Genomic DNA, 14533 nt, shown 5'->3' with positions numbered 1-14533 from the left:
GGCGAAACCCGTCTCGCCCGAGGTCGGCCGGTTGGTTTCGAAATTGATCTTCGCGATGATGCCCTTCGGGCCGCTGATCGGCGGCGCGGCGAGCTTGTACAGCAGGTTCGGAATGTTGAAGTTCAGGTAATCGTTGCCCGCCGTGCCGTCGCCCGCGCCGTTCTGCATCGTCAGCGAGAGCGTGGATTGCGTCATGTTCAGCGCCTTGTTCATGATCGTCATGTCGCTGAACAGCAGCGTGAGCATGCCGTTCGCGACGAAGAACCCCTCCGGCAAATAGCCGCGCTTGCCACCGCCGCCGATCGTGTACAGGCTGGTGTCGAGCTGGTTGTCGATGTTGAGATCGATCTGTTGCACGACGCTGGTCGCGCTGCCGCCCTCGAGCAGCGAGGCGGTGAACATCGAGAAGCCGGAATGGCCGTAGTCGGCCGGCGCTGCGTTGACGCTCGCGGTCTGCGTCCAGTCGAAATCCGAACCGACGACATCGTAGTTGCAATCGATCAAGCCATCGGGCTTTAGTGTGAACTTGCCCTTGCTCAGGCGCGCGCCGTAATAGCGCAGGTAACGCCCGGGCGAGGCGATCGCGCTCGAATGATCCACCTGGAACCCCATGCCTACCGGAAGCGCGGCCGCACCGGATCCCGCCACGCCAAACACGAACTGGTTTTTGCCCGCGCCAAGATTCGTGATGGTCGGCGCGCCGATGAGGTTGGCCAGAAACTTGACGCACGACTGCGGCGCCAGCGTCGCATTGATCTGCCCGGTCACGTCCTTGTTGCCGGCAATCGCGGCCGGCAGGCCGCGCAGGCCGCCCGCCATCGTCTGGTCGATGATCTGCGCGATCTGGCCCGACGGCGTGAATTGCTTGAAGTAGAGATTCTCCGTCGGGTACTGCCCCGTAATCGTCGTGCTCGCCGCGGTCTGCGACGGGCTCACGCTGTACGTGCCCACGCCGCCCGGCGTGCCCGAGAGCTGCGCGACAACCACCGTGCCGGCCGTGACGCCCGAGCCCGTGAGCACCTGCCCCGGGCCGATCGCGCCGCTCGTCACGGCGGTGACGGTCAGCGTGGTCGTCGCGATCGATGCGGTCACGACGCCGGCCGCGGCGATCGCCGTGCCGAAGGTCTGTTCCTGCCAGCACTGGATCGCGGTATTGATGCCTTTTGCAAGTGCCATGATTGCGGCCTCCGGTCAGTTCGAAACTTGGGTTGCGGCTTTCGCCGGCTTCGCGGGCTCGGCTTCGGCGGTTTGCTTCGGCTGTGCGCCCAGCGCGGCGAGCGCGCGCACGTGCGCGAACACTTCTTCATGCGCGGCCGTCGTCGGCGTCAACGTCTCGCCCTTGCCCGGCTCGGCCAGCGCCAGGCGCGCGTCGAGCATCGGCGCCACGTCATCCGGCACCGCGTAGCACTTGCCTGCGAGAAACGGGCCGAGCGCTATCAGGCCGTCCGGGTTGTCGCTGGGGAGTCTTACCGTTTTCATGCTGCATTCTCCGCCTGATAATCAAATGTATACTTGTGGAACGATCCACGTGGAACGGTCGGGACTTCAAAAGTTGGAGATGCTGGCGTCATGCCGTGCTCACTCAAATGACACGGCCGGCAAAGCCACCGAACATCAAGCGGCTTGCTGTAATCGTGATGATGCATTTCTGCATCCATCGATCCGCACTGCTCGCACGGTTTGCGTTTGATCTTTCCCCGGTCGCGATAGACGTGCGCGTAACTGCGCGCATTGGACTTCGCGCGCTGTTCCGCGCTTTGGGGATGCGTCTTGCGCCACTCACGCTTGTGCGCCGCCTTGCATGCACGGCAATACCGCTGCGGGCGCGGACGTGGATTCGCAGGGTCTTGCGGGATGAATTCGCATTTGCCGCACTTGCTGCAATTGCGGATATACAGCGGCAGGCCCGTCACCTCAGATGCATGGCGCAGCGCGTCGTCGAATGCAGCTTGGCTGGCATCGTCGTACGTCATCACGCGTCCCTCTGAATCACATGCCCGCTCGCGATCCGCGCACGCCAGAACTGCGTAGGGTGATTCGCACCGCGATCCGGCTGCCAATCCACCAGCACCGCCTGCTCGCAGCCGCCCGGCTGCGGGTTGCGCAACAACAACTGCGTCAGGTGATACGGCAGGTCGACGCGGCCATCGGATGCGTGGTCGCGGTCCTGGTCCATCCACACCAGCGCGATATGCATGTCGACGATGGCGGTTTGCAGCGCGAGGCCGATGGTCTGGTATTCCTGCGCGTCGTTGCTCACGGTCGCGGCGTGGCCGTCACCCACCTCGAGCACCCAGCACGGATACATGCCCGGCGCGATATCGGCGGCGGCTCGGTTACTTTTCAGCACCGTCGTGACCGGCTGGCCGACGATGGCGGCCACGGCCGCGACGAATACGGCATCCGTCGTCAGCAGCGCGGCGAGCGCATCGCGATAGGTGCGCAGCGCAGTCATGCGGCAGGGCTCCCGCGCACGACGCTGGCCACGGCGCCGATGACGTATTTGCCCGGGTCCACTTTGTCCACCGCATCCTGCGCGAACGGGCGCGCTTGCTTCTGCACCTGCCGCGTCTTGCCGCGGCCGGCCCATTGCGTGACCTTGCCGGAATGGATCGCCCAGGCATACGCGGCCGTGAACGAGATGATGCCAATGCCGGGCTCAGGCTGCTGCACCGTGCGCGCGCCGCGCAGGTTGCCCGTGCGCACCGGCACGGGATACGTCCACGGCGCGCCGCCGCCGGAGAGATTCTTCACCGCCTCGCGCTCGATCGCGAGCAACGCGCTGCGCACGCCGGTACGCACGGCCTCGCTCACGGCGGCCTGCCGCGCGGCAAGCGTGCCCGCTACGTCGTCGGCATTGGAGGTGACTTCGATCATTGCGGGCCGCCGTAATTGCGCGCCGCGGCCACGGTCTGCGGCAACATGCCGGTTTCGATCATGCCGCTGGCCATGCCCGTGCCCGGGATGTCGGCCTGCACGTCGAGCCCGAGCGCGCGCTGCGCCTCGCCAATCCAGAAGATCACGTCGCCGTTGGTCGCATCGCTTAGCTTGCGCGCCTCGGCGAGCATCGCCGAGCGGTTGCCGGCGTCGAGGTTCAGCGTGGCCGAGCCATCGATGAAGGCGATGCGGCGGCGCCACAACTCGCACGAGGCATAGGCAACCTCGGCATGCAAGAGGCAATCGAACAAATACGAAGGCGACGTGGCCCCGTTGTAGTTGTTCACGCCCACCTTGGACTGCGCCCAATTGCTCGCACGCGTCAACAGCGTGTCGACCACGCCGCCGGCCGTGGCGAACGTGGCGACGCCGCCGAACATCGCGGCCTGAAAGCCCTCGTTCAGCACGTCCGCAATGGTCGCCTTTCCAGCCATCTAAACGTCTATCCGTCCGTTTGAAAAAATGCCGGGCGATTGCGCACCGCCCGGCAAGCCCGTGACACACCCACTCCGAAAATCAGGCGTACAGCACGCGGCGGATCTGGTTCGTGTCGCCGATGATCGCGTTGTACTGCGCGCTGGCATACCAGTCGGTCGCACGCTGCGAGGCGTTGCGCTGTTGCTCAACGCTCAGGTCTTGCCAGAGGCCTCGCTTCAGTTTCTTGCCCGGCAACACGAGGTAGTAGCCCAGATCGGAACTCGGGATGAACACCGAGCTGATCACCGCATCCACCGTGTACGCGATCGGCTCCTTCATCGTGCCGAAGGCGACGAGCTGCGAGCCCTGCTGCGCCTGGAGCATGCGCATCAGGCGGCCGGCCTTTTCCGGGGCGCACACGATCTTGAAGTTGACGTTCTGGCCGACGCCGTAACCCATCGTGCGCAGGTTGCGGATCAGCGTGGCCGACGCGGCGTTGAACGTGGTCGCGTCGTCCACCGTGAACGCGGTATTGATGCCCGCGCCCTGCGCCGTGAGCAGCGCATAGTGCACCGCCGCCTGCTGGTCGAAATGCTTGGCGCGGAACTCCGCGATCACTTCATCGATGCGCCAGAACATCTGCTTCGTGATCCAGTCATCGAGCAGGCCGACACCGGCGCCGTAGGTCGTGTAGTAGCACTGCGAGCGCGCTTCGGTAATCGCGGTGCGCTTCTTGATTTCGCCGCCCGGCACGATCTGCGTATACGTGATGCCTGCGTTCGTGTCGTCGATGTCGAAATGGTCGTGCGGCGAGTTGCGCAGGTCGACGAGATCGAACAGCTGCATCCAGCTCGTGTCCACTTCCGGCATGTTCGAATGGAAGAACGCAGCGAACTGCGCGGCCAGGTCGGTCAGGATCGGGTTGTCGCTGGCCGTGTTGTACTTCTCGCCGAAAAACGCCTTGCCCGCGGCGACGGGAAGCTCGACGCCTTCCATTGATGCACGCACGGCCAGCGCCTTCTGCTCTTCCGAGTTCAGCAGCACATGGAGGTTGTTCTGCAGGAAGCGCTTCATGCGCTCTTCGGTGGCCGACAGGCTCGGCATCGCGTTCGGATCGTTCGCCGCCTTCGCGCGCTGCAGGAACTTGTATTCCTGCTCGAACAGGCTGCCGACGACCTGCTTTTTCAGTTCGAGGTCGATCGCCTGTTTCAGCGCGACGTTGCGCTCGCTGCTGTCCATGCGGGCCAGCGCGGCATACTTGATGTTCGTTTTCATGCGTTGTCCCCGGTCAGGCTGCGAAGGTGTTGAACCAAACCACGCCCGCGCCGCCGCTGCCGGAAGCCGAGGCCTCGAGCGCGTAGCCGCACAGCGTGTTGCTGGTCGGAACGTTGGTGAACACGGAGTTCGTGTTGTCCCAGTAGATCTTGTCGCCCGCGGCGATATTCACCGCCGCCTGCGCGTAGCCGCTGATTTCCGCGTTCACGAAAAACGCGTTCAGCGCGTTGGCCGCAGCCGAGTTCAGCGGGATGAACACTTTCGCGTTGATGAGGATCGGCGTCAGCGCCGTGGTCGCGGCGGTGTGCGCGAACTGCGTGACCTTTTCCTGGTACGAAGGCGTACGATTCTGCAAAGCCATGGCTCTCTCTCCGTCAGCCGATCAGCGGGTTGGAAAACAGGCTGCCGGTCGGCAGGGTTGCGGCCTTGTCGCCGCCGGTCATGTTCGGATCGCCCGCGCGCAGCGCGCCGGTCGCGGCCGTGGTCGCGGGCGCGGCCTTCGATTTCTGCGCGATGCCGTGCAACGTCTTGAGCTGCGAGAACGGCAGCGCGGCGTACGCGGCCTTGGCCGCATCCACTTCGGCCGGCGTGTCGCCGAGCGCGCCGGCATGGCGGTCGCGGGCGACGAGATCGTCGACCATGGCGGCATTCGCGCCCTTGCCGGCGACGACGAGCGCGGCCAGCGCGGTCGGGTTGTCGGCCAGCGCTTCGTGATCCTTGCCGAGCGCGGCCTTCACCGCGTCGAACTGGTCGGCCTTCGGCTTCAGCGCCTTGATGTCGCTCTCGGCCTTTTCGGCGCGCTCGGTCATCTGCTTGAGATCCATATCGGATTCCTCGTTTTGCAAAAGTGGATTTGTGGAATTTTTCGCATGCTTCACCGCGCGCGCGCCGGGCTGCGCGCCCAGCCAGACAAGCGAACCTTCGAGCCCTTCGCCCGGGCCCATGATTCGGCAGGCCTGCAGCTCGCGCCCGGCCGCATCCTTGATCGGCATGCGCGCGGCCGCGCTGAAGCCGATCGATACATCGCCCGCGATGCCGGCATCGAGCCGGGTCAGCAAGTCCGCGTTGTCTTCGGTTTTCGCGAAGTAGCCGTCCGCCATCAACAGCGTCACCGTGCTGCGGTCGGGCGGCAGCGTCAGCGCGGGTTCGCGCAGCAGCGCTTGCGCATCGGCCAGCGACATGGTTTGCAGCGATGCGCCGTACCATTTGCCTTCCGCCGGGCCGCTGTCGCCGTCCCAACTCATCGGATGCTTGACGAAGATGCCCTTGCCGGGCAGCGTCTTCGCGAAGTCGGCGAGCAAGCCCTCGTCGAACACTTCCTGGTCGCGATCGATGCAGTTGTGCGCGAGCACGAAACTGCGCGTGTAGAGCTGGTCGGCCGACAAGTCGGCAAGGCAGTACGGGCGGATCGCCGCCAGTTGCGCCTCGCTCGGCGTGCCCGCGCCCTTGCTGCGCGCCGGCATCATCTTGGCGGCCTTGAAGCTCACTTCGCGGCCTTCGTCTGTGGCGCGGCGGCCGGCTTTGTTTCCGCCGACGCGAGCGACGCCGGCCCGAACTTTTTGAGGCGCGCCATCGCGACATCGGCCGTCAGCTTGCCGGAATAGTCCGGGTCGTGCAGTTCGGGATGCTTCGCGCGCTCCGCTTCGGCTTCCGCCTCGCTCTGCGCCTTGTCCGGTTCCGCCATGTCGCCCTCGCGTTCGATGCGGCGCGACTCGCGCGCCGGTTCAGTTCCGGCGCTGTATACGGCGCGGGCGCGGGCAACGTCGTCCGGACCGGAATACGAGGATGAGGCGAGCTACGTGATTGCCGGAGCAGCCGGATCAACAGCGAGCACCGTGCACCGGCAATTGTGTACAATTACACCTTCGGCAACATACCATCCCGTTGACGTTTCAAGGTTGTACACATGACCGCTAAAGTCACGTTTGCGAATTTCCAAGATGCGGTCGCAAGTTATCAGTCCGGAGAGAGCCTCAAAGCCCTCTCCAAACGCATCGGCATTAGCCGCCCGACTTTGCATCGCTATTTTCGCCGCGCCGGAATTGCTATTCGCGGGCGCAGCGAATCCTTGTATCTGCGTATGGCGCAGACCGGCATCGATGAAAGGCGTCGCCTTGTCAGCGCCGCAAACCGCGCGGCGCGCGGACGGGTTGAATCGTATGAGACTCGCGAACGGCGCGCGAAGACTCGCGAGCTGCGCGGCATCGGAATCAACGCCAACGAGCTTGCGCTGGCTGGCTTGCTGCGCGAGCGCGGCTACGACGTCACCATGCAGCAGGCTGTCGGCCTCTACAATCTCGACATCGGCATGCATCCCGTCGCCGTGGAAGTGTTTGGCGGAGGATGGCACGGTTACGGCCGCCACCGACGCCGTAGTGCCGAGCGTTATCGCAGCATCCTCGATCAAGGCTGGTCCGTGGTAATCGTCTGGGCAAACGAGAGCCATTGCCCGCTCGGCATCGAGGCAGCGGATTACATCATCGCCTTCGCGCAAGCAATTGAACGGGATCCATCCTTGCGGGGTGAGTACCGGGTGATTCGGAGTACCGGAAAGGAGTACGCCAGAGGCCGTGACGATCTCGACAAGCTCACCTTCGTACCATCGCTCCGCGGACCCGATGAGGCGCGGACTCCATATCGTCGTCGCGGCAGGAAAGCAGTTCGGGTGTGAGTCATCCACCGGCACGGGCGCCGTCGCGATATCGTACGGTCCGCCCTCGCCGAGCTCCGTGCAAATCGGGCACACCCCCTGCGAGGCCGTGAACCAATCCACCTGCGTCACGCCGAGTTCGCGATACTCGCGCAGTTTGCCATGGCTCTGCGCGCGCGCAATCTCGCTGCGCGCAAGTCGCACCCAATCGTAATTGCCAAGATCGAATGCGGATGCCAGCTTGCGCGCCACCGTCATCGGGTTTTCGCCATCGAACGCGCCCGCGCCAAGCTTTTCGAGGATGCCGTCGCGGTATGTGCGCGCGGCGGCGTCCTTCACTAGTTGCATGCCGCGCGTGGCAACTTCGACGCGGATCGATTCGCGGTACGCATCGAGTGCAACCTGCGCATCGAACTCGCTTGCCGCGTTTTCCAGCCCGCGCACGAAGGCCTGGAATGCCTGATAGATCAGCGGGCCGTCCACCGCGCCCGCGGCCGCGATGAAGGCCTGTTCGTTCGCGAGCAACTTGGACAGCATGGAACCGGCATCGAACCGCCATACCGCCGCGCCGCTGGCATCGCCGGCCAGCACGCCCAGGTCGGCGACGGTCTGCCTCTGCAGTTCGGCCCAGAGCTTGAGCAAGCCATCCACCGCGCTCGCCTCGATGCCAGGCAATAGCGGGTCCGGTTCCGCCCACGGCTCCGCGTCATCGCCAGCGGCCTTCGCATGCGCGCAGCGCGCATGCTTTGGCTCGTTGAAAATCAGTTCGGTGACGACGCTACCGTTTTTTTTTACGCGCGTTTGTATACTTTTCAGCGTCTTGCCCTGATTGGGGTCGCCGCCGAGCGCGGGCGGAATGCCGGTCAGCGATTGCTGCATCTGCTGCTGATCATCGGCGGCGTTCACGACGCCGCTCGCCATCATGTCGGCCTGCGCGTTGAGGAATCGCGCCTGCGCCATCTTCTGCACGTCGCGCAGATTCGGTAACTCCTGCACCACGTTCCACGCGCCGGGTTTCCACGTGATGCCCTCGCCGCGCAGCCAGGTCGTGACAATGGTTTTCAGCGAAGCGATGCGGCGCTCGAATCGCACCTTGGATTCCATCAACACCATTTCCGACTGCTGGTCGGCCATGCGCCCGGCCTGCGCTTCGGACAGCCCAAGCATCCACCCAGGAATGCGCAGCTTCGCGAGGATTTGTTCCACCATGTGATTCGCCGGCATCTTCAAGTCGATGACGTGGCCGTTGCCGCCAATCACGTCCAGCGTGATGTCGTCGTCCGCGCCGATCGCGTGCGCAAGGTCTCCGCTGTTGCCGTTGCGCTTCGCGGAAAGCACGTTCGCAAGGTCGGCAGAAATTTGCGACACGCGCTTGTCCAGGTCGGCTTGCTTGAGTGCGCGATTCTTCGTCTTGTATTTGATCTGGAATGACGGGTCGCCGAAGCGATCCCACACGCGACCGGTCGCGTTCTGCATGCGCAGCAGGATCTGCGACACGAATTCCACGGAGCGAAGCACGCTCACGCCGTATGGATTATTCGACTCAGGCCGAAATGCGTTGTAGACCATCGTCGAAGGATCGAGTTGCACGTAGTTCAGCTGATTCAAATAGCCCGGCGTCACGTTCACGATGTTGTTGCGCAAAACCACTTCGGTGTAGTCCGTGCCGTTGCGCCGGGTCGCGAGTTCGTACGCGGGCGGCCGGTAGAACCATTCGATTTCCCCGTTCTCGTTGCGCCGCGCGAGCAGCCCTTTCGAGTCCGCCGTGCGGATGCCCTTGAGCTTGCGCCCTGCCATCAAGCGCTCGGCCTGCGCAAAGCCCTGTTCGTAGATTTCGTTGCCGATGATCTCGTAATAGCTCTGCAGGCCGATCTCGCCATCGTCGACCGGAAGCTCCGCCATCGCGGCCGTCAGCTCGTCGGCCAGCCCCTTGTCGATTCCCGGGCTCTCGCGATCGAATCGCACGATGCCGTCGAGCAGCACGAGGCAGTTGATGCCGCCCTCGATCAGCGGAATCGCGCGGCGCAAACCCTCGTAGAAATAAGGGTTCACGAGCTGCGGCACAAAGGTATGCAGCATCGCATCCCACGGCCCCAGCGTCATTCCGGCGCGCACGATCTGCGAGCCGCCGTAGTTCGGCGCCTTGTTGCCGCGCATGGCGGCGAGGCCGCCGGAGAAAAAGGATTTCATGTTGGTGGCGATGCTCATTTCTTCACCCTCGTTTTTTGTTCCGCAGCGATGCCATCTATCCACGTTTGCAGGATTTTGCTTGCGCCAAGCATTTCCTCCCATTCCTTGCTGTTGCCGCGCTCACCTAAATTTTCCGCCACCGCAAGCATGTCGGCCTTCAGCTTCCGCATTCTTCCGATGAGATGTTGATCGCGCATCATGCCGCACTCCGCAAGCGCACAGCGCTCGAAAAAATGTCCACATTTCCACTTGTATCATCGTACAGCTTGCGCAGCATCTGCATTCTCCGCGCATCGATGTCGTGGTCGAAATTCTTTGAATAAATCGGCCACTTTGCGCCTTCGCGCGCCGTGTGGTTCGTCATCCAGTTCAGCGCCTCGGTATCGTAGGCCATCGCATAGCCGAGCTTTTGCAGCCGCTGCGAAATGCATTGCGTCGCCCAGTGCTTGGCCGGAGCGCGCACGATATCCTCGCCGTCCTCGTCGCGTGCATCGCGCAGCGCTTCGCCGTCCTCATCGATGCATTCGACCGCGTTCGCGAACTGAAACCCGGTCATCACCTCGTCGAAATGCGCATCGGCGAAGCGCTCGCTGTTCTGCAGGTCTTTGACAACGGCCGTTCCTGCCGCGCCCAGGTCGACGCCCCAATGCGGCAACCAGCCGAACAGTTCCTGCAACGCGTAGATCATCTCGCGCTGCGCGTGATACGGCAGGCCGCTCGCACTCAGGCGCAGCACGTCTTCCCATTTCGGGCCGATCTGCTCGCTGATTCGAATCTCGGTCGGATCGTTGCTCTCACCCAGATCGGCGCCGGCCCAGAACACGCCCGCGCTCGCGCCGCGCAGATGCTCGCGCAGCAGCGCGCGAAACGACGCGCGGCGAAGATCATCATCCTTGCCAATGAACGGATCGAGCTCGACCATGCTGTCGGCGAGCCAATGCTCCACGCCGAACTTCTTGCCATGCGCGATCTGTAGTTCGATGCGCTTGACGATGACGGACAACTGCCCGCGCTGCCGATCCGCCGCCAGCTTGATGATGCGGAAGTCCGGCATGTCCTGCACGTTCGGCAATACCACGTCCCAGCTCCACACCGGCGCTTCCGCATCGCCGTGGTCGCCGAGCACGTTGCGCACATAGCCCGGCGTCTGCCGGCCACCGTACAGCCGCACGAACTCGCGCTCGCGCGCTTCGCTATAGAACGGCGCCGGCATGATCGTCTTCGGCCAATGGAACAGGCGATTGCCTTCCGCATCCGCCGGCAGATCAGGCACGGCCGATTGCGTCAGTTTGTAGTAGCCCGACGAGCGATCGCCGTCCGGCACCGAATACGCGCGCAAGCGGCAACCCGGCATCAACGCGCGATAGAACTCCGTCCACTGCACCGCGCGCTTCAACTTCGCCGCCTCGTCCATCATGCCGAAGCCGTTGACATGCACGCCGCGGAACGCTTCGCCATCGTGCCCGGCCGGCCGATAGTAGACGCGCGCCATGCCCGCGCGTTCCGTCTCGCCGAGCGGCACCGTGAGAAAGCGCTGCATCATGTGCGGCGTGCGCTTCGGCTTGAGCCAGAAATGCGAGAGCAGCGATCCCTTCGCGCTGCCATCCTCCTGCGCGCCGACCTGTTCCTCGACCGCGAGGATGATTTCGTCCAGATGCGTCTGCTGCGGCGCCCCGATCAGCGACCACGGCCGCCGCACCGTGAAGCCGACCGCCGTGCACGATCCCCACAACACCAGGCACATGATCTCGCGCGTCTTGCCCACTTCCGCGCCGTCCTGATGGATCACGTTCTGCGCGAACGCGCGGATGCTCGGCTTCTGGTACTCGAAAAATTTCCACGGCTCGCCCGTGCGCGGCTCGATCAAAAACGTTTCACACCATCGCACCGGGTCCTCGAACAGGAACAGCACCATCGATTGCTCGAGCGTGATGCCGTACTCGCCGCGATCCAACGCCTGCCACGCCCAGCCGCGCCCCGCCATCCACGCCTCGAACTCGTCGTGGGTGAATACGTTGCGCTCCGCCATCGCGCGCAGAACGAAATTGCTCACATCGGGCAATCGCTTGGCCATGATTAGACTTGCGGATTAGGCTGCGGAATTGCAGTGTTTTTCGGAGTCATGCCTTTGATTCGCTGAAAAATATACTTTTTCAAATGCCGTGATAGGCTGCGGAGTTAGATAGCAAAACGCCGTCTAATTGTAGTTAGCCTGCTGATTTGGTTTGTATCGCACGTCCATTCCGTTGATCTTCCGCGCCCCAATTTCCCCGGCACCAATCACCCGGCCTTCGCATGTTGCGCACATCGGCCTACCTGCTGTCGGCACATCCAACAGCCTGCCTTTCTTGCGCTTGCTCACAAGCTGCGTCATTCCGCACCAGCACCGAACCGCCATATGCGATTTTCCAAGCACCGTATAAACAGTCACACTTCGCACGCGGTGTACATACTCGCCAGCATCGGACGCGACAAACGGCCTAGCCATCTTCGCGTGCGTGTGCTGCACGTTCTTGTTGGCAAGCTTCGGCTCTTTGGACTTTTCAAGTAAGATCATGGTTAGTCAACTAGATACGCAGGCTAACCAGTCATTCAACCGGAAGCCGCTTCGCGGCTCCGGTTAATTCCAGCGTTAGCACTCAAAGTCGCGCGCCGAATCGCCTCAATTCATTTTGGCCGTCAGCCTTCATCGTGTTCAATCGCCGCCCTCGGCGCAGGCTTGAGTTTGTTCCCAGCGCGCGCGAAGATCGCTCCAATTGCCTGTTGTAGCCCGGCCGTCGCCTCGTCCTCATCGGCCAGGCGCTGCCGCTGCCGCGGCGTCGCCATCAACTCGGCCATGTTGATGCCGAGCGAATCGTTCAACTTCGCCAGCGCGAACAGCGCCGGGTTGATTTTCAGATCGGCGACGAGTTTCTTGCCTGTCTCCGGATCGAGGATGACTTCGCCATCCTTCGTGATCTCGAATTGTGGAATGTAGACGCCCGCTTCGGATATCGCATTGCGCACGGCATCGATGACCTGCAGATTGCTCGCAACCTCCTTCGCCAGCACCCCATGCATGCCGTCCATTTCACCATCGCGCATCGCCTGCATCAACGAATCGAGCGCGTGCACGTACACGGTCTTGTCGAGGCAACTGCCGCCCGCATGCGTGAGCCCGTCGAGCACCAGCCCACACGGCTTTTCCTCGCGCTGCGGATTGTCCGGATGGTACGGGCACGTCGTCAGGCACGGCTTGCCGAACATCTTCGCCATGCTCGTCGCGCCCAGGCCGAACTGCGCGCGATTCACCGCGCTGTAGCGGCCGTGCTTCCACGCGTTGCGCGACGTGTTCGCCTTGCCCTCCTCCGTGCGCGGCCCGGTCGAGCATTCGCGGCTCGCCTCGTTCGCGATCGGCGCGTTCGCGCGCCGCTGCGCGAGCGCTTTCTCGCTCATCGTGTACTTGCCCTTCGCTTTCCTGGATTCGTTCATGGGCGCGCTCTTACCACATTCGCCGCGCTCTCGTCGTCCGCCGCACCGGACAGCGCCGATGTGACCGCGAACTTGGTCAGACCGAACCGCTTCGCGATCTCACGATGCGACTCGCCCGCCGCGGCCAGTTCGCGGATCATCCGGTTCCGATGCGGCCGATACAGCGCCAGGAAAAACTGCACCCGGCTCGGCACGTGGATCTTCTCCATGCCGATCTCGTCCAGCACGATCGCCAGCGCATCCACACCGATGCGCCGGGCGATCAAAACCCACACATCGGACATGGATTCCGGAAACTCCATCGCGCACGTCGCGACCAGTTCGCGCTCGAACTGCGTCACTGGCTCGCCACGCGTGGAGAATTTATTTTCCATGCGTGCCGTCCAATGCGGATAGTTGTTTGTCGGTTGTCATATCTCCCTCGCTCCCATTTTCTTCGCCCAACGCGGCAAGCCTTCCGGCGCCGTGCCGAGCACTTCATGCTGCCGGAATGCCTTCAGCCGGAAGCGCCGTTGCCGATCCGACACGGCGATGTACTTCCGCGTCGTCTCGATGTTTTCGTGCCCGAGCAAAATGCGGATGCGCTCGATGTCGACGCCATCGTCGTAGAGCTGCGTCGCGAACGTGACGCGGAAGCGATGCACTCCCCACTCGCCCAGGCCGGCGCGCCGCGCGATCGTGCGCACCGCGGTTTCGACGGTCTTCTCCGAGAGCGGCATTCCCCACCAGTTGCGTCGCACGGTGATGAACACGCAATCCGTGCGCACGCCGTCAAGCTGGCCGCGCAGCACCAGCCAGTCGCGCAGCAAGCGCACCGCCGGCCCCTCGATCGCGACCTCGCGCTCCTTCGCGCCCTTGCCATCGATGCGCAACACCGCAATGCGTTCGTCGAGTTCAACCTGATCGATCCGCAGCGTCGCCACCTCGAGCCGCCGCATGCCCGATGCCCAGAGCATCGCGAGCAGGGTTTCATCGCGCCGCGATACCAGCGACGTGACGCCCTTGCGCGCGGCGACGAACAATTGCTGCAATTGCTGCTTTGTATACTTTCGCGGCGTGCGCTTCGGGATGCGCGGCGCCTTCACCCCGTCGACGCAATTGCGTCCCAACCCGCGCGCATGCCGCCAATCGTAAAAACTCCGCAGCGCCACCAGCGCGCACGCCCGATGCCCCGCCCCGTTGCGCCGATGGAAGTACAAATCCCGCTGCCACTCGTCGATCTTCGCCAACGGGATATCCGCGTAATCCAGCCCACGCCGGGCAACCCAGTCCGCAAAACCGCCCAGCGCTGACGCGTACGCCGCCCGCGTCCCGACCGCAAGACCACTTGAGGCCGACATCCACAGCATCCAAAGCCAAAGCTCGTTTAGCCACTCAGGACGCGCTACAAGCGCCGCGCGCCTCTCGTTGGCCCGCATAGCCGCCCCAAGCCTCGGAAGCGCTAGAATCGCTTCCCGTTGCGAAATTGAGGCATTCAAGGCGCAACCCTCCCCCGCACCCCCTCCCATTTTTCGACCGGCCACCAGCCAAAGGCCGGGAATGGGAATGATTCTCGTTGCGATAGGGGGTAGGTATACAAATGTACTTTTACAC

Annotated in this window: 17 protein-coding genes; all 17 read right to left on the bottom strand. The window is 63.4% G+C overall.

What is annotated here, in order from left to right:
- Positions 1-1176: phage tail tube protein (locus tag AC16HO_RS01320; RefSeq protein WP_484335272.1), on the bottom strand; the 1176-nt coding region annotated here is incomplete at its 3' end.
- Between the two features lie 15 nt (positions 1177-1191).
- The gene (locus AC16HO_RS01315) at positions 1192-1479 is read right to left on the bottom strand and encodes a hypothetical protein (protein WP_484335271.1); all 288 of its coding nucleotides are present in this window, start codon (positions 1477-1479) and stop codon (positions 1192-1194) included.
- Positions 1476-1973 carry a hypothetical protein gene (locus AC16HO_RS01310; RefSeq protein WP_484335270.1) on the bottom strand — a complete coding sequence of 166 codons (498 nt, stop codon included), beginning with the start codon at positions 1971-1973 and terminating at the stop codon, positions 1476-1478. Before AC16HO_RS01310 ends, AC16HO_RS01315 begins: the two co-directional genes overlap by 4 nt.
- Positions 1973-2455 (bottom strand): hypothetical protein, encoded by a 483-nt coding sequence (locus AC16HO_RS01305; RefSeq protein ID WP_484335269.1) that lies wholly within the window; start codon positions 2453-2455, stop codon positions 1973-1975. Before AC16HO_RS01305 ends, AC16HO_RS01310 begins: the two co-directional genes overlap by 1 nt.
- Positions 2452-2877, bottom strand: a complete 426-nt coding sequence (locus AC16HO_RS01300) for a hypothetical protein (RefSeq protein WP_484335268.1) — start codon at positions 2875-2877, stop codon at positions 2452-2454. Before AC16HO_RS01300 ends, AC16HO_RS01305 begins: the two co-directional genes overlap by 4 nt.
- The gene (locus AC16HO_RS01295; RefSeq protein WP_484335267.1) at positions 2874-3371 is read right to left on the bottom strand and encodes a hypothetical protein; all 498 of its coding nucleotides are present in this window, start codon (positions 3369-3371) and stop codon (positions 2874-2876) included. Before AC16HO_RS01295 ends, AC16HO_RS01300 begins: the two co-directional genes overlap by 4 nt.
- Positions 3372-3453: 82 nt before the next feature.
- A complete protein-coding gene (locus AC16HO_RS01290; RefSeq protein ID WP_484335266.1) occupies positions 3454-4629 on the bottom strand; it encodes a hypothetical protein in 1176 nt (391 codons plus the stop codon).
- A gap of 13 nt (positions 4630-4642) precedes the next feature.
- Complete coding sequence (locus tag AC16HO_RS01285; protein WP_484335265.1) at positions 4643-4990, bottom strand: DUF2190 family protein; 348 nt, start codon at positions 4988-4990, stop codon at positions 4643-4645.
- 13 nt (positions 4991-5003) lie between these two features.
- Positions 5004-6116 (bottom strand): hypothetical protein, encoded by a 1113-nt coding sequence (locus AC16HO_RS01280; RefSeq protein ID WP_484335264.1) that lies wholly within the window; start codon positions 6114-6116, stop codon positions 5004-5006.
- Entirely contained in the window at positions 6113-6313 is a 201-nt protein-coding gene (locus AC16HO_RS01275; RefSeq protein ID WP_484335263.1) for a hypothetical protein, read from the bottom strand. The genes AC16HO_RS01280 and AC16HO_RS01275 overlap by 4 nt, the downstream gene beginning before the upstream one ends.
- 111 nt (positions 6314-6424) lie before the next feature.
- A complete protein-coding gene (locus AC16HO_RS01270; RefSeq protein WP_484335262.1) occupies positions 6425-9487 on the bottom strand; it encodes a hypothetical protein in 3063 nt (1020 codons plus the stop codon).
- On the bottom strand, positions 9484-9669 hold the full coding sequence (locus tag AC16HO_RS01265) for a hypothetical protein (RefSeq protein WP_484335261.1): 186 nt from the start codon (positions 9667-9669) through the stop codon (positions 9484-9486). The genes AC16HO_RS01270 and AC16HO_RS01265 overlap by 4 nt, the downstream gene beginning before the upstream one ends.
- Positions 9666-11543, bottom strand: coding sequence for a hypothetical protein (locus AC16HO_RS01260; RefSeq protein ID WP_484335260.1), 1878 nt, complete (start codon positions 11541-11543; stop codon positions 9666-9668). Before AC16HO_RS01260 ends, AC16HO_RS01265 begins: the two co-directional genes overlap by 4 nt.
- Before the next feature lie 123 nt (positions 11544-11666).
- A complete protein-coding gene (locus AC16HO_RS01255) occupies positions 11667-12026 on the bottom strand; it encodes a hypothetical protein (RefSeq protein WP_484335259.1) in 360 nt (119 codons plus the stop codon).
- Positions 12027-12148: 122 nt separating this feature from the next.
- Positions 12149-12940 (bottom strand): hypothetical protein, encoded by a 792-nt coding sequence (locus AC16HO_RS01250; RefSeq protein WP_484335258.1) that lies wholly within the window; start codon positions 12938-12940, stop codon positions 12149-12151.
- Positions 12937-13281 carry a hypothetical protein gene (locus AC16HO_RS01245; RefSeq protein ID WP_484335257.1) on the bottom strand — a complete coding sequence of 115 codons (345 nt, stop codon included), beginning with the start codon at positions 13279-13281 and terminating at the stop codon, positions 12937-12939. The genes AC16HO_RS01250 and AC16HO_RS01245 overlap by 4 nt, the downstream gene beginning before the upstream one ends.
- A 69-nt stretch (positions 13282-13350) precedes the next feature.
- Positions 13351-14358, bottom strand: coding sequence for a tyrosine-type recombinase/integrase (locus tag AC16HO_RS01240; protein ID WP_484335256.1), 1008 nt, complete (start codon positions 14356-14358; stop codon positions 13351-13353).
- Positions 14359-14533: the final 175 nt, after the last annotated feature.

Source organism: Rudaea sp., from assembly GCF_057139185.1.
The sequence above is the reverse complement of the archived record's forward strand: the minus strand, read 5'-3'. Positions and strand labels throughout refer to the sequence as shown.